The following is a 22,773-nucleotide window of genomic DNA, read 5'->3' as shown; positions in this document are numbered from 1 at the left end:
GTTCATTAAGCGCGTTGAAAAAGAATTAATCCAGAGCCTCCCGGCGTCGAGATTGAGGAAATTCATGAAGGATCGGGCTGTCTCGTTGTAACGGGTTAAGATCCCCATAACACCAGCCAGTCTGTTTTGCTGCGGCGCACTTTGGCCTTTGAGTAATGGAATTGACTGGCAACATTCCGTGGATCAGCAGATCGTAGCGGAAGTTGTCACTGTTATAGCCCCGATCTGCCAGCATGGCTCTGATCAGTTTGGCCTGATCAAGTGGCATATGATTGATATGAAACGTCTCATTCCATAAATGCAAAAAATTCATATATTTATAAAAATAAATCATTTCTGCTTATCATCACGGCCTCTTATCGTAGTAGTCCCATGCCTGACACGAATAGTTTTCCTTGGTCGTCACCGACCTCACGACCTTACTTCGCTCTGAATTCAAACTCGCATTCGTTTCCATCTGAGGCTTTCAGGAAAAGGTGCGGAAGCTATTATCGTATGCGGCTAATATGACCGACACACTCACCAATTGGCTGTCAGAAAAGCGTATTAACGGACTGTTATCGCGTAACTTCGAAGCTCCAATCCTGTCTTTTGAGTTTATCCCATCGCGAACAGACGCAATGGAACAGCGGCTCTGGGACTGCATCCAACGCCTCACCCCTCTTGCTCCTCGCTTTGTTTCGGTCACCTATGGTGCCGGCGGGACCACCCAGGTCGGTACGCTCTCCACAGTATTGCGCTTGAGGCGGGAGACAGACCTTGTCCCAGCCGCTCACCTGACTTGTGTCGGAGCAACCCGCGAGAAGGTGGATGAACTGGCCCGTCGCTATTGGGACGCTGGCGTTAAGCATATCGTGGCCCTGCGTGGTGATTCTCCTACAGGCGCGGTTGGTTACTCTCCGCAATCAAATGGCTACCCTTATGCTAGCGATCTTGTTACCGGTCTGCGTCGCATCGCGGATTTCGATATCTCTGTGGCCGCCTATCCTGAGACCCACCCTGCTGCGTCAAGCCCAGAAGCTGATCTGGACAATCTCAAGCGCAAGATTGATGCGGGGGCAACACGCGCCATCACGCAGTATTTCTTTGATATTGAGGTCTATCTACGTTTTTTGGACCGCTGCCTGAAGGCCGGAATTACTGCGCCAATCATTCCTGGTATTATGCCGGTTTCGAACTACGAACAGATCGTGCGCTTCTCAGCCTTGTGTGGAGTAACAGTTCCGGTGTGGTTGAAATATCTGTTTGAAGGTACAGCGAAGGGTCCTGAACTTCGTCGTATCGTCTCAACTATGGTGGCGGTGGAGCAGATCCGTACCTTGCAGGCCTATGGCATTAACGAGTTTCATGTCTCCACGCTGAACCGATCTGACCTCGTTTGCGCGATTGCTCATATTCTCGGGGTACGCCCTATGCACCAGGTCGCATCTCATAATTTGATAGACCCTTTGAAAAAAATGGAAATCTTCGATGAGCGAGAAACCCCGACAGATTTTAACACCACCGAATGGACACAAGAAGGTGCTCCTCCATTCATGCTGCGCACCCTGTTCGGGTGAAGTGATGGAGGCGATGACTGCATCGGGTATCGACTACACGATCTTCTTCTACAATCCGAACATCCATCCCGAACGGGAATATCTCCTCCGCAAGGATGAAAACATCCGTTTTGCCCATAAACATGGCATTCCTTTCATTGATGCCGACTACGACCGGGACAACTGGTTTGCCCGTGCGAAAGGCATGGAATGGGAGCCGGAACGCGGTATACGTTGCACCATGTGTTTCGATATGCGCTTCGAGCGCACAGCGCTTTACGCTCACGAACACGGTTTCCCGGTGATGACCAGTTCTCTCGGTATTTCGCGATGGAAGAACATGGCGCAGATCAATAACTGCGGCCAACGCAGTGTATCCCCTTATGAAGGGCTGTCTTACTGGGATTTCAACTGGCGTAAGGGTGGAGGGTCCGCCCGGATGATTGAAATCAGCAAGCAGGAGAAGTTCTATCAGCAGGAATATTGCGGCTGCGCCTATTCGCTGCGAGATACCAATGCTCATCGTCGCAGTCAGGAACGTCTGCCGATCGAGCTTGGTAAACTCTACTATGGAACCGATGATGAAGCCTGATCACACACAAGACGAAGGGAGTTGTTTGCTCGATAATGCTTCGATCCCGAACACGGCGAAAGAAAGTAAGCAGCATGCATCTTCTGTGAGCTGCGATGCTCCGGAAGACGATGTTCTGGAAAAGAAAAACCACCCCGGATGTCCGTGTTGTATGAACCCATGGTTCCGTTGACCCAAGCAGAAGGCTACCCAGACAGTAAAACAAATCACTCTTATACTCTTATCAAACTCAAGATTAGTAGCCAGAACATGACAGTTGCAGCGAGGCAGATGGCGGAGAACAAAACGGTTTGACATTTGTCGTAGCGTTGGACGTATAGGGGTAGCCCCGTCCGTTCGGACAGTTTTTAGGTTTGAATAAGCTATACCCGGTTGTTGTTATGTCGCCATTCTGACGGCGCTGCTGTTGGCTCTCTGGTCCGGGGTTAACCCCGGACCAGATGGCTTCGGCGTGTCATGATACGCTTCATCGGGCGTGCGTTCAGCCAAAGCTGAATGGGGCCGCTGTCCGTTGTAATGCACAATCCATCTGGCAAGCCCGGTCCGTAGTGCCGATCCAGTCTCGAACGCGTGCAGGTAGATACATTCGCATTTCAGCGACCGCCACAGACGCTCGATGAACACGTTGTCCAGCCAGCGCCCAAGCCCGTCCATGCTGATACGGATCTGATGTTCCCAGGATCCCGGTAAAACGGGGCGTCGTGAATTGTGAGCCCTGGTCCGTGTTGAAAATCTCCGGGGTGTCGTAACGCATCAGCGCATCCCGGAGCGCCTCAATACAGAACTCCGCCTCCATCGTGTTCGACAGGCGCCAGGACAGCACCTTGCACGTGAACCAGTCCATGATCGCCATGAGCCGCCAGACCCGCTTGCAGCCTACTTCATACCCAAGGCGTCGCAGATACCATGTTATCTGCCGCGAGCCATAATACATAATAGGGCGCTTGCAGGAACTGGGCGTCGATCAGCCGCATCAGATCCAGATTGGCCCCGCTCTGTGGTACAGGTCGATAGTAGATGCCAGACCGGTTGAGGTGCAGCAACGTGCATTGCCGGATAATCGGCAGATACGCTCGCTTGGGGTCAATCATCTGCCGCCTCTGATCACGCCCAACCGAGCAGAGGCATCGCGTAAAAAATCCCGGCCCATGAGAAGCTCGCCTATCTTCGCGTGCAGTTTCTCCACATCAGCAGAGCTGACTGGGGGCTCAGACACCATCTTCCCGGAAAAGGTCGGCGCCATTCCCTCGATCGCCTGCCGTTTCCATTGGGCGATCATCGTCTGATGCACACCATATTTCGAAGCCAGTTCCGCCAGCGTCAGCTCCCCAAGGATCGCATCCAAGATCATCTGGCCGCCGACGCTGTCGGAAATATCCGCGGGCGTCAGGTACACCATCAGCAGGCGGCCGTCGGTATCGACGGCGATATTCCGCTTGCGCCCGACGATCTTCTTGCCTACGTCATAGCTTCGCGTCTATGCGAGAGGTGCCTTTATACTTTGGCTGTCGACTCACACTGCCCGTCGGGTTCACTTCACGCCCTTCAGCTTCACGATCGAGCATCGTGCAGACGTCATGGATCGTGCAGAACAAGAACCGGCGTATCAGACGGCGAAACCACCAGTAGACTGTCTGCCAGGGGCCGAAATGAACAGGAAGCATCTTCCACCCGCAGCCTGAGTGCACCAGATAGCACAGAGCGTTGAGGATCTCCCGAAAATCGACTCTCCACTTGCGCCCTTGCGGGCTTGCAGACGGCATCAGAGGCGCAATCTGTCCCCACTCCTACTCCTCGTCGGTCAGATATCAGATGGGTAGCGTTTCGTCTTGCGGGATAGAGCGGCCATGCGTGCTAGGGTTTGAGGTGTCCATATCCCAACGGGGAAAATCACCTTTCATACCCAATGCAAAGCCCTATACCCCCATTTTCCAAAAGGGCTCTAAGGGCAAGATACGATTTTCACATTTTTCAACACAATTAAATCTTTGGTTGGTATTTTTACGACAATAGGATTTTCTTTTTCAGCTACTGGGACTGAGAAGAAAGTGTAATCTCCTATTCCATAGAGTATGGGCTTGACTTGTGGATATAGACGTTCTTTCTTCTTATCGTTTGAGACAACACATTCCATAAGAGGAATTTTATCTTTTCTGTTATTATTAATTTTTGATATATCCCTAATAATATCAGAAGCTTCTTCATTCATTATAAAGCTGGTTTTTTCATAAGGTATTATTCCTATAGTTGTTAAATATATTGGTCCTATAAATGTCGAAATCGGAACAAGAATGAATGGGACAAGAGGAACAATTATGAAAAAATACCTATTCCTCATTAAACTTTTCATTTCGTTATTTTTATCGTATCTTATATTAATGAAAGAATACAAGAAGAAGCCAGAAGCAAACACATAAGAGAAATATTTAAGAAAATCAGAACTGCCTGTTTTTGTATAATAATTTATGCCAAATAATGTCCCAAAAAAGAATAATATAAATGAAACTATAACATAAAATATTTTGGTTCCTTTGGTAGATGCAAAAACACTGTCTGTGTTTGTTGTACTATAATCCAGACGATTCTCTGGTTTTGCAAATCGTCTTCTGGTAACACTAAACTATGTAATTAGAAAATACATCCAGTATGATAAAAGCGATCCTATAATATTTGTAAAAAATATAGCACCCATAAGGCTTAAACCATAAATTAGAAATTCAATTAAACTAATAGTATGGATGATATCAGATAAAATATCATTTGATGCGCTATATAACAGTATGAATATTCCTCCTATAATTAGAGAGAATTTTGAAAAAACAAGATACATATGTATATATTTATTTATGTCTATATTTGTTTTGTTTTCCATCTTATCCTCTCATATATTAAAATTTTTTGAGATTATTAATTCTCATAATGAGAAATATAATCCTTATTTCAAATATATCTGTTATCTTATTAATAGACAGCCGTATCTATTTCCGCGATGCTATAGCCATTCCACGTTAATCCGGCTCATATCCTGCGGCGGTGAAGAAGTTGGCGCACTGGGTTGGGGTGAAGGCCCGGAGGACGTCTCCGCCGACATCCCAAAGTGCCGTGACGGTGCGTTCTGCCCGGCTCCGCATGAGGGATTTGAGCTTGGAGAAGACCATCTCGATCGGATTGAAGTCCGGGCTATAGGGGGGCAGGAACATTATCGACGCTTCGGCCTGTTACGGCCCGACGTGCGCCAGGCATCCAGTAGGCGGGCAAATTATCGAGGATGACGATGTTGCCCGGCAGCAACTTCGGCACGAGCATCTGGCTAACATAGGTCTGGAACACGACACCGTTCATGGCCTCATCATGTACGAATGGCGTGGTCAGGCCTACCGTGCCGCAGGACTCCAGTGAAGGTGGTAGTTTTCCAATGTCCATGCAGCACGCCCGCACGGCATCGTTCTCCGCGCGGGGCACGGCACGCCCTTGCATCCGGGCTATTTTTGTAGAAAAGCTAGTTTCGTCGATGAACACTAGCTGTTCCGGGTCAAGATCCGGCTGGGCATCAAACCAGCCCGCACGCCGTTTCAGGACGTCGGGACGCTCCTGCTCCAGTGCACGGGCGGTCTTTTTTTGAACGTCCAGCCGCGCTGACGCCGCCACCGGCTGAGCATGCTGCGCCCGCTTATGCCCCGGTACCCCTGAGTCCGCCCTTTTACACCTGCATACAAAGCAGTTGGTTGCGGGTTCATTTGACCCCGATTTGAACCTACCGGCGTTAAGACATTGAGGCGACTTCATCAGAAAGCCTGAGCGAAAAAAAAACAGCTGGATCGTGGATTATGCAGATAGGAATATAAAGCCGGACCATCCGTTTCGCGAAAGTTGCGGAGAATAAGTCGTTCTGTTCTTATATTCAGCATTTACGCTTTATACACATCTTGTGCACACAAAAGAAACACTCCCGGAGCATTGCTCACGGGAGTGTGGGTATCGGTGGTTGCGGGGGCCTGCAACCAAAGAAAACTGCCGCTTGTCAGCGGGTTCGTTGAACGTGTGGCAGCGTAGTTAAGTGACTGAAACATTGAACACTTTTTTCCTTATGTTCGTTTGATCCGTCCCCCCTACTCCTCATGGTCCGGCCGCCCCTGCCGCACGGCAAGTCTCTTATTGTGACAGAGACGATGGATGTCCTTTCCCGCGATCAGGAAGGCACCAGTGCGGATCTTCGGTTTACGCCTCAGAGAAAACTAGCCTGTAGCTGGTGCTTCTTCCTCCCGCAGCCTCCCGAACCAGAATATCGCGTGACACGAGATCATTGATATCACGCAGAGCGGTATCCGGTGACGTCTTCGCCAACTTCGCCCATTTGGATGAGGTCAGCTTGCCCTCGAACCCGTCGAGCAGACGGTTGAGCATGAGACGCTGCCGGTCATTGATCGATTGACCAGCCAGATTATCCCAGAAACGGGCCTTCTGGATGACTTTTCCCAGAACCAGTTCAGCGCGATCAAATGCGCGATCCAGAGCCCCCAGAAACCAGCGCAACCAAGGCGTGATGTCCATATCCCCCTTCTGGGTGACCTCAAGGATTGCATAGTAATCCCTTCTCTCCTGACGGATCTGGGCCGACAGGCTGTAAAAACGCTGGTCTGTCTGTTCCGAGCGCGCCAGCATGAGGTCGCCGATGGCCCGCGCCATGCGCCCGTTTCCATCCTCAAACGGATGAATGGTAACAAACCACAGATGCGCAATGGCTGCCTTCAGCACAGGGTCTAGCGCCTGCCCGACATTACACCAATCGAGAAAGACCTGCATCTCAGTGGGTACGCTGCTGGCAGGGGATGCCTCATAGTGGACTTTCTCTCGCCCGACAGGCCCTGACACAACCTGCATCGGGCCGGTTCTGTCATCACGCCACTCTCCCACCAGAATGCGTGACATGCCGTTTCGTCCGGTGGGAAACAAAGCCGCATGCCAGGCGAACAGCCTTTCTTCGGTCAAAGGCTCAGCATAATGCCGGGTTGCGTCCAACATCATCTCCACGACGCCTTCGACATCCCGATCCACTGGCGCCAGCGCACCAATATCCATACCCAGTCGCCGGGCGATGGAAGAGCGCACCTGCTCGCGATCGAGGTTTTCCCCCTCAATCTCGCTCGACTTGATGACGTCCTCGGTCAGGGTCTGGAGTACCGCTTCCGATCTGAAATCGAAGCCGAGACTTTCCATACGTCCCAGAAGCCGACCCTGCCGGTGACGCACAGCGGCCAATGCATGGGAGATGGCATCATTGTCCCACCGGAAGTCCGGCCAGTCTCCGAGCTCATGAATGTATCGCGCCATATTCCCTGCACTCCTTGCGGAGAATATAGAGATCAATCACCGCAAGCTGCAACACTATATCCGCATAACATGCGGGGAATATAGCTGTCCCTCCCCACATACGTTGGTTGAGGGACCAATCGAGAAGTTACCCTGTCCTTCTCACCTGTCCTGATAAAGCCGTACCCACCGTGTCTTATTCCGACAGCAATGGGGGGACACCGGTCTGTCCGGTTTAGGAATCCAGGGGCCTGATAGCCGCCATTCATCATGGCGGCCAACGTCAGACATGCACGTGCTTTTGCACTTCTGAGTCGGTCTCGAAGGCACGCAGAACCGCCTCCCAGAAAGCTCTATAAGTCGAATATCGGCCCCAATTTGGTGGTTCCTCAACATCCGCTATCGGATCAATCGAAAGCAGAACCCATGTCTGCGTGATCCGATCAATCTCTTTGTCAGGAAAACTCAAAAGGCGTTGTAGCTCATGGATCGTCTCAAGTTTAAACTGTAGGCTACGCCCTCGTGGTCCATCCTGAATTGCTTCGTCCAGCGTGTCACCACACATGTCGGCATCTTCACCCAATGAACTGGTCCCCACATTGGACAACCGGGGAAATGCATCTCGAATCTCAGCGTGCGAAGAGTTTGACGGTGAAAACATGGTAAATCATCCCATTATGCTCAGTGTTCTTAATTGTAACCTCTGCACGGCGTGCTGCCCGTCTCACTCGATCGGCCTGATGGATAACGACAGTTCCATGCCCTGAAATACTACTTGAAATATCAAATTTTGCGTCTTTTGGCGCTGTCTTAAGCCAGTTATCAATCAAATGGGCGTTGTCTTGCAGAACCTGGTGGATTGCGCGCTCCGCCTCGTGCTTCGACGTAAAAAATGAGACGACAGGGCGCCCCTCTTTCGTGAAGCGTTTTTCGATATACTCTTTTGTCAGAGCAATGTGTCTGAGTAAAACATGTCCGCCTGCACGGCGATTATGCGAGGGGGCCTCATGATGGTCGAGATTTAGACTGCTCTGTCGATGAGGTATAAGCAGATCTTGGCTAGTCGGTTGTCCGAAATCTGGAGCAGGCGAGTGGAAATGCTCCGGAACAATATCACCATGATCGAAATTAAGATGGCCACGATCAGCGGAGACAACCCGAATAGACCGTGTGGCGGTAAGCGCACCAATTTTATGCAATATACTGGTGGGGACCAACGCGTCAGCAACAGCCCCCGTTATATCAGCTACGACCGGTGACGCATGTGCCATTAGAGCGGCAGCCCGTGCCGCTCGTTCGGTCATCGTCGGCGTAGCCTGACCGGTGGTCCAGGCCCGGTTTCCCGCAGCCATTATATCCATTCCATGGGCGATGAGCGCAGCGCCGCCAATCTTGCTGAAGATCGGGTCTGGGTCAGCGAGGAGGGCAGCGCCTCCAGCCATCTCCGCCGCGCCGAAGCCCGTCCGCGCAAGCCCGTCGAGGCGGATGACTGTTTCCTGACTGGGTAGATGTTGCCTAACGATGCCGAGCAGGTGATGTGTGCTCATGACGAAGGTCAGGGCGGGATGCTGATCCGTATCGGGCATAAAATATCCTGTGATGCGGACATAAAAAAAGCCCACCGGTAAGGGCGGGCTTTGCATGTCGCATGAGTGGCCAACGCCAGACGCCGGCGTCCATCAAAATACGAGCTTAAATTTATTGAAATTTTCAGAGTGAGTTCGATCCACTTCCGATCTAAGCATATTAGTAACAGAAAGCGCACAATTTGACCAGCCGAAGAGTATGTCGCATAGATCAGCCAACTTAATGTCGGCTTTACGACCTCTGAGATACTACGTCCAGCGTCCGACATGAGGCGAAACCGGTAGGTCCGTTTAGCGCGTAGCAAGCAGACAGACTGCTTTCGCCCTCAATTCGGTCGTTCGGAGCACGACAGCAAATCCCGAAACCAGACGTTCACCGGCTGCTAACGTGTAGACGTTCGCTATATATTGCTTATATGTCATAGGTATGCGAGAAATACACACATGGCTGCACTAGGCTCAGGACTCATTCTTTAAGATAGAAGATGAAGCTTGCTGCGATTTGGATTGCGGACATGAATGTATGAGCACAGCGGTCGTATCGTGTTGCCACCCGTCGCCAGTCTTTCAGCTTTGCGAACATGTTTTCGATCAGATGGCGCTTTTTATACAGATGCCAATTGTAAGGTGGCTTTGATTTCCTGTTCTTCTTTGGTGGAATGGGCATGGGATCTGATGCTCACCTTGCCCGCATCCAACGGCTTAGGCCTGTCGATCAACAGCGATCTGCTCGAAGCCAAAGCGCTCCGGATGATGAAGATCGCGAGGGCAGCATTGATCCAACTGGCGCTCGCTATCGGCGTCGAGGAACGCAACAAAGCCGCAGCGGCGCCGATCTGCTGAGGCGAGCCGTTTGTCCGTGACGCGCTATCGCAGGATTGAGATGAGCAGATCTCTGATCTTCGCGGAGAAAATCTCGTCGTCGACGCTGCGACCCGTGGTCACGAAGATGACTTCGTCAAGGACGCGCGCTAGCATGATCTCGAGTTCCCCACCCCGTTCCTCGCTCGCTGTCAGGGCCTCGATCGCATCCTTCCGCGCAAAGACCACGATGGGTGGCTCCTCGCCCTCCTTCGCGATGATCCGGGCGGTCGCAACGGGCTTGTCCTTGAGGCGTTCGCGAAAAAAGTCCGCGACCGTCTTGCTTTTGACTGCCTGGCCGAAGACATGGACGTCAATCGCGGCACCCTCTTCCAACAGGTCGGGCGAGAGAATGTCCGAAAGCTCATCTGCAAAGGCATCGAGGAAGGCTCCGATCACCAGCGCCACGAACATGGATTCAGGTTTCTTGCCATCGGTGCGCACGGTGAAAAGCAGGCGCTGCGTGCTGCCTAGCCGAAGGACAAGGTTCAAATCGTCGTCGGGGCGATGACGCACGACCATATGGTCCAGCCCGCTCGCGCAGATCCCCATAAGCGTAAGCAATTCCGCGGTAGTGAAGGCGCGATGCCGACCAAAGCCAAGGATCGCCAGCAAGAGCATAGAGCCCAGCGATCCCTGCTTTCTCAGACCGCGCCGCTCGTCGACAGCAAGGAGGCACCGGACCAGACAATCGAACCAAAATGCACCATTCCGGCCGGGGAGAAAGGACCGGACCAGAGAGCCGAGGACGCTGGGTGCGGCCGCGCTCGGGCAGCGCGATAGCGCTACTGTCATTGCTTCGACCCAAGCACTCGACCCCTTGAGATCGCTCCGGCCATCGAAGGCGAGCGCGATCAGCGTCTCGAGATCTTCCTCCTCGGCGATGAACGGTACGAAGTAGCGCAACAGGCGCTCGGCTTCGGCACGATCATCTCCGCGCAGATACCCGGCGATGGCGAGCGCATAGTCGGACATTGCGTCACGGTCGTGCCCCTGAATCCGGTGGGCGTCTCCCCGCTCCTCAAGCGCGAAGGCCTGCTCGACCCAGGCATAACTGTCCGCCAAGAGCCCGGCGGCGTGGGTCGCATATTGCTCGGCACGTGCTGCGAGTATGCGCCTTTCCACACCGTCCGCCGCTGCGGCGGCCTGATTGTCGACCGAGGCGAGCAAACGCGAGCTACGTCCCTCAATGTCGGGCCGGCCCACTGACTGGCCGAGCTTGCCGCCCTCGGCATAGGCCTCTCTCGCACCAGCGAGATCATCCGCATCGCGCAGCACGTTGCCGAGCATAATCTGGTTGATCGCCACCAAATATCTGTCGCCCAGTTCCTCGCCGATGGTGATCGCGTCGCGGGCCATCGCTTCGGCTTCCTCGAACCTTTTCTCGATGCGGAGGCGCGGAGTTTCCAAATTGCACAGCCACGCGCGATGACGTGGGGAATCGGGCTCGTCGACCTCCAGCTCGGCGCGGAGTGCTTCGGCTTCGCTTCTCCCCTCTTTCGAGAGTGTGAGCGATGCGATCAGATTGCGTGTCGCGATCTCGAGGCCATATCCATCCTCGAGCTCCGCGAAGACCTCGCGGGCGCGTCGAAAGATCGGCGCGGCTGCGTCAGTGTCGTTCACGCTCAGATAGGCCACGCCCTCGTCAAGCAGCAGCCGCCCCTCGCGATCCTTGCGACCCTGTGCTCGCGCAATGTCGCGAAGCGCGCGCACCCGCTCAAGGGCGGTCGCCGATGCCGAACGCCTCAGATCGATCGAGGCCTGGAGCAGATCGATCATCTCGCCGGCTTCGCGATCGTCGATCTGCGCCGCGGTGTCGCGCGCCTCCTGCAACAGCAGCTCGGCCGCTTTGGTCGCGCCCTGGTTCGCGCGCGCTTCGCCGAGCGCAATCAGAACTGAAACGAGGCGGCCCTTCTCCGAACGCGACCGATAATAGTCAACGAGATAGTCGAGCGCATCGGTCAGGTGTCGCGTCGATCCACTGAACACCGCCTCCGAGGCGGCCCGATTGGCGAGCCGCGCGACCCGCTCGGACATCTCGCTTCGCCGCAGGCTGAAGGCCGCCCAGGATCTTCCGGTGCGCGCGAGCCGCTTCGACAGGCGATCGACGAGCAGTCCATGCAATTGGGGGCGCTCAAGGACAATCTGCCCAATCTCCTCGCGCAGGCTCTCGTGGATGAAGCCGTACCCGGCCGGGGTCTCCATCAGGAGATCGTCCATAGCGGCGACATGCTCGGTGATCTCGGTTGCTGTCGCGGCCGCACTCCCGAGCAGCGCTTGCATGTCGGACAGGGTCAGCATCGCCGGCGCAAGCGACAGATAACCGAGAATCTCGCGCGAGACGGCAGCCAGCGCGTCGTAGCGCTGGCTGCCTGTCACGGCCCCCGCCTTCGTGCGAAGGAGGAGCGGCAGATCTCCCGGGCCGGCCGGGACGGACGCGCCTGCGAGCGTGCGCAGCGCCACCAGCTCGTCGCTGGTGAAGCCCTCTACCGGCAGCTCGTCTCCTGCTGCGCCTTCCGGCTTTTCGCGCGAGACGATCACCACCGAGCCAGTGCCGCTCTGCCCGAGACAGGCGCCGAGGACCGACCAGACCGCATCGGCATCTTCCGGATCGTCCAGCACCAAGGGCCAGCCATTGCCGTGTCGCCAGCGCGCGACCAGCATTGAGCGGGCGTCCTCGAACAAGGGTGTCGCAAGCTCCGGTCCGCGCGCGATCCCCAGCCGCTCGGCCGCGGCGAGCAGCGCCGTGCGGGCGTCCATGCCGCGCGCGTTGACATAAGCCGCTTCGCGCTCATGCGACCATTCGGCCACGAGCGCCGTCTTGCCCGCGCCCGATGCTCCTGTCACCCAGACGATCCGAGCAAGCGCGGCGGACCGCGAAAGGTGATCGAGTAGTCCGTTGCGCCGGACGCGCAGCGCTTCGCCGCGGAAGATGGCGGCGAGCGTTGCGCTCGCCGTGCCGATGGCCGGCGACGGGGTTTGCGCTAGCGTAACCCGGTCGGTGACTAGCGCCGTCAGGTCATCGCGAAACCGCGCCTCGAGATCCTCGCCGTCATCGAAGAAATGGAGGATGTGCGGACCGCCCATCATCTCGCTGACCATCGCCTCGAGCCGGGCATCGCGGTCGGGCGTGGATTTCAGCACATAGGCTAGGAAATCCCTGCCGAGCCGCTGCGTCTCGCGAAACTCGTCTTCGAGCCCGGAAATGGACATCCCCTTGGCTTCGTCGATCCATCCATAGGACTTGCGATAGATGCCGATGACGATGTGCGAGTCCTGGAGCTTGCGCAGATAGAAGTCGCGGGGCGCCTCCGCTCGCGCGCCTTCACGCTCGAACTGCACCGGCTCGAAGTTGAGACCCCGGATAGCAGCGCGCGCGGCTTCCCGCTCGGTCGCGCACTCGCCGATTGTCGAGCTGATGAAGACCCGCAGGCGGTCCGCCGGCGCCCGCTGCAGACGCGGGTCAGCCATAACCGAGCTCCCGAATACGCTCGATCCGCTCAGCGACGGCGTCCCCGATCTCACGGTCGGGTTCGAGACGCCGCAACAGGAAGGCGGCGTCGAGCCCGATCTGGGCGCTGATCTGGTCGTTCGAGATGACGGTGAGATCGACGTCCATCGAGGCCGGCTCCAGCACGCGATGACGGACGGCGTCGATCATGGCGAGGCGCTTGCGCGCACCGTTTGGCTGATAGGCAAGAAAATCGGCCGACCGAATATTGCAGATCGCCTGCTCGACCTGCCACCGGGCGCACCCCAGCACCAACGCCTGCTCCAGAAACGCGGCACCTCGGTGAGTGTTGCGGAGCACGTGGAGCGTCTTGGGCATCGACGCGGCGAGCCGCCGCTCACGGGCGCTCGCGACGCTCGCGGGATCCTGTTCCGGGGCTGGCGGCCAGCCGGGATCCGGACCATTTTTCGTCCTTGCCTCGAATTCGGCCTCGGTTCTCGCCATCGTGTGCGGCGGTCGATCCTCAGGCCGCCGATAGACTTCAATGCCGGGCAGGAGGATGGCGTTTTCCCAATTGGGCGTGAAGCCGAAGTCGCGGCTGCCGCCTCCGCGCGAGACGCTCTCCGGCATCTCCGCGACAATCAGCCGCAGAGGCGCTACCGGCTGCTCGGCATAGTCGGCGAGCTGATCGAGCACCCGATGCCGCGAATCCATGCGCTTGATATGGCTCGTCACCATCATCAGCGGCTGGCGGACCGTGTCGATGCCGGAAACACGCCAGCACAGGAGATCGACCTGCTGCGAGATCGCGAGCACATAGCCCGGCCCATCATAAGCGATCTCAAGGCGGATCGCGTTTGGTCCAGACAGCGTGGTCCATTCCTTCAGCAGCGCGAGCGCGGACTGCATTCCGCGAATGTTGGAGCCAACGAGCGTTATGAAGGGCAGATCATCGGGGATGATGCCATAGCCGCAGCCCGAAAAGCCGCCGGCGGCCAGGCGCTGCGACAGTTCCATATTGGCCATGACCATCTCGATGGCGGGCCAGCCCCAGTCATAGCCGCCTGCATCTTTGATGAGATCGTCGCGCTCCGCTGACTGCTGAGCGGCTACCTTCGCTTTCCTCGCGCCCTTACCCTTTTTCCCGCTCATTTTTGCACTTTGAAACAGCTCGGCTAAAATTGCAAGGACCGCCCTGGAAACAGCGTCAGTCGCTTTCTGGAAGCAAAGCAGGCCCGCCTTTGTGCACGCTATCCTACGCCAGGGCACTCTCACTTGTCGAAGCGGCTTTACATCATCTCGAGAGTGATCGCAGATTCGTTGTAAAAGACATAAATGGTGTGAGTCCGCAGGAAGGTCGTGGGAAATGAAGGAGAACAGCAATCAAGCGAAGGCGAATAAGCAAAGGCGAAGATCACCGCCGAAACTACGCTATTGCCGCCGTTTGTATCCGTCACTCCCACTCGATTGTTCTAAACCCAGCTAGGTCATTGATCTAGCTGGTTTTTTTCTTGCTCGCCCCGCAAGAAGCCGGCCCATGGGCCGTCAAATTGTTACGGTGTTGTTTTTTCAGGGAAATTTGGCTGAAAATTTTTTTGCGTGATTTCGGTATCTATCGAGATCGGTTGCGCAAATTTTCAGTTTCGATCGCGCGAGCAATTCAGATGACTCAGCACCGAAAAGTACCGTCGGAGACCTTATCAGACCCATGTAACCATTGCCATGCCGACCTAAAGCCTCGACGTCAGGTATCGAGAAAATCCCATTCGCTGCCGATCACCCACCGCAAAGCGCTCAGCTTGCCGTTCAGCATGCCCCACTCAAAATCGCTCCAAGGTCCGAGGTTTTCCAAGCCAACCTCATCCTCCGTTCGCTTTGCAGCAGCCAACGCCCTTTCCCAGACGGTATCGACGGTCAATTTCTGGTGGCGTTTGGGATGTTTTGTCCATTCCGCTTCGCTGACGACCTTGTGCTTGCCGCTTTCAATCGCCGACCTAAGATTCCAATGGCGATTATACCAGACTTGGCGAAACAGCAGGTTTTCGGCTTCCATGATCTCGCTCAGCAAGCGAGGCTCCTCACGATATTCGAACTCCCATTTCACCTCTTCCATCAAGTCCGGCGCATACGCGTTCAGCACTTCACCGATAGCCAAGGAGTAGCTGGAGTGTTCCTCTGCAAACAGGTCCGCAAGATCGGGATGCGGCTCACGCTCGTCACGCGCCATGTCCGAAAAATCGTGCTTGTTATGCGTTACGAAAGCGTATTCCGAGCTTTCGTCAGTTCCAGAGAGAATTTCGCGGTAAACTTCGATTAGAATTGCATCGCCGATACTATTCTTATCTTTGTGAAACGGAGCACGCTTATCGACCGCACGCTCTGCGGCTCGAAGCTTTACCGCGTCGCTGGTCTCGATCACCGTCGCCTGGGCAAAAATCTTCTCGATGCGCTGAACGCTCTCGTGGACCGCCTCGCCAAGGATGGTGATGCGGTGATCCACGTCATCCAAGCTGGCCAAGGCCTCCTCGCGACCTTCTTCTTTGCCGAATTGCCGCACAGCCTCCTTGACCCGCTTGAAGGTGCTACTGAGGCTCTTCCCCCTCTCCCGAATGATGCGGTCTTTGTTGCGCGCAAACTCATCAACTGATTGCTTCGGCAAGATCAGGCCGACTTCGCCGGCCTCGATCATTTGCTCCAGGGCGGCGAGAGTCGGCTGATGCCGATAATCCTTTGCCATGTCGAGCCACACGCAAGTATCGACTAAGAGATGCAGCACGAGTTCGCCTTTTTGTTCATCCTATCGATCTAACCGCACTCGCAGACGGCGCGCACGTTCCTGAAACGCGCCTTCGCCGCCTTCGAGAATGTCGCACACAGCCTTACGGATCTCGGCATTTTCGAGACCGCCTGACTTGTAGGTGATGGGAGGCAAAGCGCCAGGTGGGTGCGGGCCTGCCTCCGCGATGATTATTTGATCCGCGTCCGTGTTGATCACGAGGTTGGCATTGTGCGTGACCATGATGACCTGACGCTGCGCCTTCGCCTCCACGAAGAGATGTACCAGTTCCTCGAACACCGACTTGGGGTCGAGATTCTCTTCCGGCTGATCGATCACTAGCGGACGATTGTCGTTGTCATCGAGGGCCAGATACAAAAGCAGCAGCACGATCCCCCGCGTGCCAGGAGACAGTTTCCGGATGTCGACGCCGTCATAGTCGATGCCATAACGGATCGAGAGGTGGTCCGTGCTGAAAAGCCATTGGGCGAAGCGCTTCGACCAAGCGCGGAATTCGACCTGATCGGTATGTGCGACCGGCGAATGGTCGAGAAGATCCTTCTGATAGAGGCGGCGGAATTCTGCCATCGCGGCGCGAACCCCAGCGGAATCGCCGGTCTCCCATGCTTCCTTCAGCACCTCATTCGCCTTCTGCACCAACGTGCCCTTGCCGCGGAAGGCGCCGGCCTTGCGCAGGTCGATGAGCCCGTTCTCCGCCTGAGTCGCCCACTCCTCAACGTTCGCGATACGCGTCACCGAAAAGGAGAGCTTCTTCAGGGTGCCCGAGGCGGCTGCCAACCGGGCCATCAGCGGTGCATATAGCTCTTCCAGTACCGCTTGTTCCGCAACCAGCGCATCGAAGGCACGTCCATAGGCCTCCTCGCGGTCCTTCTGGAGTTCACGCGCACGCTCCTTGGCGCCCTGCGCGTCCTTCAACTTGTCCGTGAGCGTCTGCAGCGCGGCGGTTTCCTTCGCGATGCTGCCAGACAGCGCCGTATATCGCCGCTGCGTCTCCTTATCGGCGCTGACCAGCTTCTCCAGCCGTGCCATCTCCGCCTCGAGCATCGCCTGCGATAGCGTGTTGAGATCAGTATCGTCCGGGAAGAAGGGCTTGTTCGGGTCGCCCGGCGCAGGCGTGGTCCCCTTGAGCTCGGCGATCTTGCCATCAACCCACTTCACATACCCGACAAGGTCGTCGTCGACTGGCCCCTTGTAGTCGAGCAGGAAGGAGGCCCATTGTTCCGGCGACATTCCGCTGTGAGGGTGCCGACCTTGAGCTTGTCGCAAAGCGTCGGGCGCCTGGTTTCGGCGCAAGTCCTTCACCTCGTCTTGCATCGCGAGGAAGGTCTGGCGCTGGCCGGTAAACCGGCGAAGCTTCGCACGGACCTCGTTCGCAGCACCGGCTAACTCGGTGTGCCGTTGCGCGCGTTGCTCGCTTCCGGCCGACACGAGCTTGGCCCGATCAGCGGTGTAGGCATCGACCAGCTTCTTTTTTTGGGCGACCTGGCCCTCGAAGCTGGTGACCAACTTCTCCTTTTCCAGCTCGGCACTGATCAAATCGGAAATCTGGGAAACGGCTTCCGCCTCGCGCTCACGCGCAAGGCGATGACGTGACGCACGCTGTTCGAGCAGTTCCTCGAAATCCAGGGCGCCGTCGCGGGACTCGTCCGGATGCGCGTTGAAGATCACCCGCTCAATCTCGCGCAACAGCCCATCCGTCAGCCCGCTCGACGAGCAAAGCTCCTCGACAAATTGCTGGGATAGATAGCGAACCCGCTCATAGGCAAAGGAGCCATTGGCGTCCGAACCATCAAGCCGGCGCGTGCTCGGCGCGCCTGCAGCCCAACTCACCTCGACCTTGCCGTCTCCGATCACGTCGCGGGCACGGACGAGGAAGGACGGGTTCGCCCATTCGTCAGCATTCCACGTCTCATCCGTTATGGAGTCGCAGCCGGCAGCGATCATGTCGGCGAGCGCGGTCTTACCCGATCCGCGAGCGCCGATAATTGCGACCAAGCCGGGATTGAGCGGGATTATGGGCGTGGTAACCCATGGCGCGTCTAAGACTTTAATCTGTGAGATCACTTGCGATGGCGTCGCGGTCCCCGGCGGTTCAGCCCCAACATAAGCGCGCCCACCAGGATCGATGCAGGCCTGTCTCAGCGCGTCGAATTCCAAGCCGCCCTTGATCCACGAGAAGCGATCACCAAACGGAGTAGCGACATCCTCGATTTTGTGCGCGTCGCTGCCATGCAGGCAGGGCTTGAGCCCACCATAGAGGTTGCGGATCTCAGCGGGACCAAGGGCGCGCTCGCCAAGCCAGAACTCCCGCTGGGCGGCGCTGCTCGCGAAGATCACATCCGCGAAGCCCTCGATCTCGCGCCGGATGGTCTGATCGGCTGCCTCCCGAACGCCCGAAGTGCCGTCGGTCGCGCCGCCGGCGACGGCGATGAGTATGTTCTTCTTGGCCCATCCGCTTTCGCCAAAAACTTCGCGAAGCTTCTGGAAATTGACCTTGAACTGGTTGGCTCCGTAGGCCAGCGCTGCTCGGTCATCGGTGATGGTCGGATCCGCCTTCTTGCCAAGGCGAATGAGCTCTGACCTCGTGCAGTCGAAGCGATCTTGCATCACGTTGAACTGGAGCCGTGATAGCAAGCGCTGCAGCTCCTCGAGATGCTTCGGGTCTTCCGGGCTAACGAAGAGGTGGAGATTGACGAATCCCCCCTTGGCAGTCGCTACATCGAGGCGCAGCTCGACATTCGGGAACACGAGCTTCGCGCCCGGCAGCCGACCATCGGCCCTATGTCGCAGCACCTCCTCATAGGTGTCGGTGACATAGTAGTCAGTGACTGCGATCGCCTCGATCGCAGGGGTCGCACCCTCCAGTGCGGTGAGATAGTCTTCCCATGCCGTCGGCCCGGTGAATTGATTGTTCATCACGGTGCCAGGCGCGTGAATGTGCGGCTCCCACCGGCGCCATTCAGATCCCCGACTCAACATCCTCCCTCAGCCCCTTTCCTCGCGCGCTTTTCCTTGTTCTGAAGCCCCGGCATTCGCACGTGCCGCGATATCTGCACATCGATCCATAAGCTCAGCGAATGGCTCCGCATCTTCCAACAGGAGGCCATCGTCGACCATGCGGGCATAATCATCTTCCAAGGCCTTCGCGCCGTCGCCGGCGGGGACGAGATGCAGATCGCCATTGACAGCTGCGGCATAATCGATCGCCGATCGGTCGGCGGCCTTCTCGGCAAAGAACATCGCCTTGTGCCGCGCGACCGCATTTGCCAGTTCACGATCAGCAATAGCGGTGATTGCCAAGCCTGCTTCGTCGAGCCGGGCGACGTCATGCCAATGGCGCGCGAAGCGATCACCGCGCAGTCGCTGCTGCAGGCAGAAGACGTGGATCGCCGTCGCCTTCTCCCAGAACGTCCGCTCGGCGTGCATGACCCTTGGCCGCGCTGTCGGGAAGTCCACCCCATCAACCAAGCCAGCCGCATCACAGGCGATGTCCCGCAAACTTGCTGGCTCGCCGGTCGAGCGGGCGCCGAATTCGAGCAGGACGCTTGGGGCGACATAGCCGGAGCCGGTCGCCGTCGCTTCGTAGTCGATGAAGAGCTTCTCACCATCGACCCGGGTCGTCGCCGAGAAGGGGCCGCTCGCCAGGGCTTCGGTGATGATCGGCTGAACGGCTCCGGCCACCCATTCCGGCAGGCGCTCGCGCACCGCGCTCGTCCAGCGCTTTTCCTCACTTCGCGTCTTCGGTAGCGCCTCGCCATTGTCTCCGACGAGGTCGGGTGCGAGCGCGCGGATGTCGTAGGTCAGATCGACATCCTCGGAGAACCGTCTGATGATCCGATAGGCTTTCGAAAGCGAAGTGCCGCCCTTGAAGACGAGATGTTCGCCGAGCGGCGAGCCGTAGAGCGTCGCCAGCGCCCACACCACCCATGCGTCCTTCTCCAGAAGGTGCGCCGGTCTGCCCGAGCGGTCGGCGGCGACGCTCAAGGCTTCCCGGCGATCCTCGGCCGGAAGGAGCAGAAAGGCATCAGCCATGCGCGACCTTCCCCACGCTTTGCGCGAGCCAGGTCGGAAGCTGCGGCGCCGCCGCCGCCAGTTCGCTGAAAGCGGCGGGTGGCAGCTTTCGTTTCAGGGTCTTGAGAGCCGCCTCGGCTTTCTCCGGCCCGAGCCAGGCGAGTGCTCGCACCGCCTGACCTGCCGGCCGATGCGGCATAGCGAGCTGCCAGCGAGGCGCGTGGCGAAGCTCAACGGTCTGCTTGCCGAGGCTCATCTTCCGGGTGCGCCCCGACGTCAGATAGACGGATCGGACCGGCACCTGCGTCGTAAGGCCGAGGCTGTTGGCGGCGGCCGCACCGCTAGAGACGATAACCTCGCCGCGCTGGGCGGCGAGCGCCTCGACCGCCTGTTCCACGGACGGCGCCCTGGTCCCGAACCGGCTCGTGACCGGCAGGAGGTAAACACCACGTCCGGCCCGGATCAGTTGTCCCCGCTCGGCCAGGCGCGACAGGGCCTGGTCCACCGCGGCGCGATTGCCAAGGTGAAGCAAGCTCTTAGCTGCGACCGGCGTGCCCTCTGGCAGCCGCGTCGCATGCTCAAGAATCTGTTCGGTCAAGCGCTGCATGGCAGATCTCCTGTCAGAAATATACGCGGTTTTCTGACAGTTTTCAAGATTGGCTGGGTGCCTGCCTTCCCGACCTACCCATCTGTCGAGAGGGATACCCCCTTCGACAACGAGGGTCGCTCGACGCGAAGCCTAACCTTTCAGCTTCTGCTGGCCCTCTTCGAGAAAGCCCGACAGCAACGTCTCCATTGCCCCTAGAAAGTCGTCCGGCTTCTCTTCTCGGAGCTTTTCCGCCTGTTCGACGAAACCCGAGAGCAATCCCTTCATGTCATCCGGTGACTTTTCCAGCCGCCTGAGCATCTTCAGCCCGTTTTGGGCATAACCTAGGCTCAGGACTCACTCTTTAAGATAGAAGATGAAGCTTGCTGCGATTTGGATTGCGGACATGAATGTATGAGCACAGCGGTCGTATCGTGTTGCCACCCGTCGCCAGTCTTTCAGCTTTACGAACATGTTTTCGATCAGATGACGCTTTTTATACAGATGCCAGTTGTAAGGCGGCTTTATTTTCCGGTTCTTTTTCGGAGGAATACAGGCAGTGATATTGCGTTCTGCAAGCGATAGCCTGATCCGGTTGCTGTCATAGCCTCTGTCTCCGATGACTTCTTCTGTCTCATCGGGGAGGTCTGCCAGAAGCACGTCTGCGCCTCTGAAGTCACTAACCTGTCCAGCAGTCAGATGCAGGCGGACAGGTCGGCCCTGATCATCGCACACGGCATGAAGCTTTGAGTTCAGACCGCCTTTTGTGCGTCCAATATGGCGGGGAAAGCCCCTTTTTGAGCAGGGACGCCGATGTCCGGTGTGCCTTAAGGTGTGTTGCATCAATCATCAGCCGCTTCGAACGGCCAGCCTGTTCTGTCAGGGCGACAAAGGTCCTGTCAAAAACACCGAGACGGCTCCACCGGATAAAGCGGTTGTATAAAGTCTTGTGCGGACCATACGCTTTCGGAGCGTCTTTCCACTAAAGGCCGTTACGGATCACATAAACGATCCCGCTCAAAACACGCCGGTCATCCACACGGGGCACTCCATGCGGCAGAGGAAAAAACGGCTCAATCCGCTCCATCTGGCGTTCAGACAGCAAAAATACGTCACTCACAGCCTTACCTCCATCGGTAAGCCTGTGAATCACAACGTCTCGCTCAGTTCAATAAATTAATAGGTCCTGAGCCTAGCGCGTCGAGCAGAATATGTTCAGGTTTAATGCGAGTGCCCACTTCATTATCACAGAAAATGCAAAGCACCTTGTCTTGTAATAACCTCTGCCGAATCATTATTAGCTCCAGTTACCCGTTGTGACGCGATAATTACGCCAGCGCCAACGTCACGGACGATTACAGCTTTTTCTGCCTTCAAAAGAACTGTTCGCGTCGGTGTGTGTAGTGAGCGGCAACAATATCGCACTATAGAGAGAAATCGGTCATGCTTAACAAACTGAGTATGTTTTATACACGTACACTCAATTAAACGTTTAGCTCCTAATTATTCCGTAACCAAATACCGGATTCCGGCAAGTTTCTGGGACGGCCTCGAACAGGTTCAATATCTTAGCGAGCGTCGTCCATTTGAGTGTCCGGTTTACCGATAGCCTTATCAAAAGCAGACCTTCCGTTCCCCCCCCATTACCGTCATCTCGAGATAGCATTGTCTCAGGAGTTTCTGCATGCCCGAGGACAGTGTCCCCTCCCCGCTCTTTCTCCTGCGCGCGATTATGCCCCGGCATGTCGGAGCACGCCTGCGTACAGGACAGTTGGTTGCGGGTATCAGGCACCCCGATTTGAACCTACTGGTACCAAGTCATTGAAATAATGGGGAGTTTGATAGGGGTGTGGTGTTGGACGCAACAAAAAACCCCGCCAAGTCAGGGACTTAGCGGGGTTTTGAGGGTGTTTTTGGTTGCGGGGGCAGGATTTGAACCTGCGGCCTTCAGGTTATGAGCCTGACGAGCTACCGGGCTGCTCCACCCCGCGGTGGTGTGATTGATGTTGGTTTTTTGGGTTATGTGAGTGGGCTGGGGGAC

At 56.5% G+C, this 22,773-nt stretch carries 14 protein-coding genes, 1 tRNA gene and 5 pseudogenes; 3 read left to right on the top strand and 17 right to left on the bottom strand.

The genetic code is table 11. From position 1 onward, the window contains the following. Positions 1 to 25: 25 nt before the first annotated feature. Positions 26 to 334, bottom strand: coding sequence for a hypothetical protein (locus ABDK74_RS00100; protein WP_346002226.1), 309 nt, complete (start codon positions 332 to 334; stop codon positions 26 to 28). Positions 335 to 506: 172 nt separating this feature from the next. Here ABDK74_RS00100 and metF point away from each other — a divergent pair, with 172 nt between their 5' ends. Together metF and ABDK74_RS00090 are read left to right on the top strand one after the other, a co-directional pair. Continuing rightward, entirely contained in the window at positions 507 to 1,559 is a 1,053-nt protein-coding gene (gene metF / locus ABDK74_RS00095; RefSeq protein ID WP_346002225.1) for a methylenetetrahydrofolate reductase [NAD(P)H], read from the top strand. A 4-nt stretch (positions 1,560 to 1,563) separates the two neighbouring features. Beyond that, positions 1,564 to 2,130, top strand: a complete 567-nt coding sequence (locus tag ABDK74_RS00090) for an epoxyqueuosine reductase QueH (RefSeq protein WP_408874450.1) — start codon at positions 1,564 to 1,566, stop codon at positions 2,128 to 2,130. Positions 2,131 to 2,508: 378 nt separating this feature from the next. On the opposite strand, the pseudogene ABDK74_RS00085 reads toward ABDK74_RS00090, so the two are convergent. The 7 genes and pseudogenes from ABDK74_RS00085 to ABDK74_RS00055 all read right to left on the bottom strand — a co-directional run. Further along, positions 2,509 to 3,481 (bottom strand): annotated as a pseudogene (locus ABDK74_RS00085) (integrase core domain-containing protein). After that, positions 3,464 to 4,006: pseudogene (locus ABDK74_RS00080) on the bottom strand (IS5 family transposase); the annotation flags it as partial. The pseudogenes ABDK74_RS00080 and ABDK74_RS00085, both read right to left, overlap by 18 nt. A 66-nt stretch (positions 4,007 to 4,072) precedes the next feature. Further along, positions 4,073 to 4,468: a hypothetical protein gene (locus ABDK74_RS00075; RefSeq protein WP_346002223.1), complete on the bottom strand. Its 396-nt coding sequence runs from the start codon at positions 4,466 to 4,468 to the stop codon at positions 4,073 to 4,075. A 670-nt stretch (positions 4,469 to 5,138) separates the two neighbouring features. Beyond that, positions 5,139 to 5,795 (bottom strand): annotated as a pseudogene (locus ABDK74_RS00070) (IS630 family transposase); the annotation flags it as partial. 553 nt (positions 5,796 to 6,348) lie between these two features. Continuing rightward, positions 6,349 to 7,461, bottom strand: coding sequence for a Fic family protein (locus ABDK74_RS00065; protein WP_346002222.1), 1,113 nt, complete (start codon positions 7,459 to 7,461; stop codon positions 6,349 to 6,351). Between the two features lie 608 nt (positions 7,462 to 8,069). Then, positions 8,070 to 9,026, bottom strand: coding sequence for an RNase A-like domain-containing protein (locus ABDK74_RS00060; RefSeq protein ID WP_346002221.1), 957 nt, complete (start codon positions 9,024 to 9,026; stop codon positions 8,070 to 8,072). Positions 9,027 to 9,492: 466 nt separating this feature from the next. After that, a pseudogene (locus ABDK74_RS00055) lies at positions 9,493 to 9,687 on the bottom strand (IS5/IS1182 family transposase); the annotation flags it as partial. A 14-nt stretch (positions 9,688 to 9,701) separates the two neighbouring features. Here ABDK74_RS00055 and ABDK74_RS00050 point away from each other — a divergent pair. After that, complete coding sequence (locus tag ABDK74_RS00050; RefSeq protein ID WP_346002220.1) at positions 9,702 to 9,869, top strand: hypothetical protein; 168 nt, start codon at positions 9,702 to 9,704, stop codon at positions 9,867 to 9,869. 24 nt (positions 9,870 to 9,893) lie between these two features. Here the strand turns inward: ABDK74_RS00050 and ABDK74_RS00045 are convergent, their stop codons facing one another. The 9 genes and pseudogenes from ABDK74_RS00045 to ABDK74_RS00005 form a co-directional block, all read right to left on the bottom strand. After that, a complete protein-coding gene (locus tag ABDK74_RS00045) occupies positions 9,894 to 13,358 on the bottom strand; it encodes a DUF4062 domain-containing protein (protein ID WP_346002219.1) in 3,465 nt (1,154 codons plus the stop codon). After that, positions 13,351 to 14,490 (bottom strand): hypothetical protein, encoded by a 1,140-nt coding sequence (locus tag ABDK74_RS00040; protein WP_346002218.1) that lies wholly within the window; start codon positions 14,488 to 14,490, stop codon positions 13,351 to 13,353. Before ABDK74_RS00040 ends, ABDK74_RS00045 begins: the two co-directional genes overlap by 8 nt. 592 nt (positions 14,491 to 15,082) lie before the next feature. Then, a complete protein-coding gene (locus ABDK74_RS00035) occupies positions 15,083 to 16,114 on the bottom strand; it encodes a PIN domain-containing protein (RefSeq protein ID WP_346002217.1) in 1,032 nt (343 codons plus the stop codon). 21 nt (positions 16,115 to 16,135) lie between these two features. Further along, positions 16,136 to 19,114 (bottom strand): TrlF family AAA-like ATPase, encoded by a 2,979-nt coding sequence (locus ABDK74_RS00030; protein WP_346002216.1) that lies wholly within the window; start codon positions 19,112 to 19,114, stop codon positions 16,136 to 16,138. Between the two features lie 6 nt (positions 19,115 to 19,120). Continuing rightward, the gene (locus tag ABDK74_RS00025; protein WP_346002215.1) at positions 19,121 to 20,167 is read right to left on the bottom strand and encodes a nucleotidyl transferase AbiEii/AbiGii toxin family protein; all 1,047 of its coding nucleotides are present in this window, start codon (positions 20,165 to 20,167) and stop codon (positions 19,121 to 19,123) included. Then, positions 20,160 to 20,753: a DUF6088 family protein gene (locus ABDK74_RS00020; protein WP_346002214.1), complete on the bottom strand. Its 594-nt coding sequence runs from the start codon at positions 20,751 to 20,753 to the stop codon at positions 20,160 to 20,162. Before ABDK74_RS00020 ends, ABDK74_RS00025 begins: the two co-directional genes overlap by 8 nt. Before the next feature lie 132 nt (positions 20,754 to 20,885). Continuing rightward, positions 20,886 to 21,020, bottom strand: a complete 135-nt coding sequence (locus ABDK74_RS00015; RefSeq protein WP_346002213.1) for a hypothetical protein — start codon at positions 21,018 to 21,020, stop codon at positions 20,886 to 20,888. A gap of 69 nt (positions 21,021 to 21,089) precedes the next feature. Further along, positions 21,090 to 21,852: pseudogene (locus tag ABDK74_RS00010) on the bottom strand (IS5 family transposase). 794 nt (positions 21,853 to 22,646) lie between these two features. Further along, positions 22,647 to 22,723, bottom strand: a tRNA-Met gene (locus ABDK74_RS00005). Between the last annotated feature and the right edge of the window lie 50 nt (positions 22,724 to 22,773).

The organism is Gluconobacter sp. OJB (genome assembly GCF_039638275.1).
GTDB classification, from domain to species: Bacteria; Pseudomonadota; Alphaproteobacteria; order Acetobacterales; family Acetobacteraceae; genus Gluconobacter; species Gluconobacter cerevisiae.
Note: the sequence above shows the minus strand (reverse complement) of the source record. Positions and strands in the feature narration are given on the sequence as shown.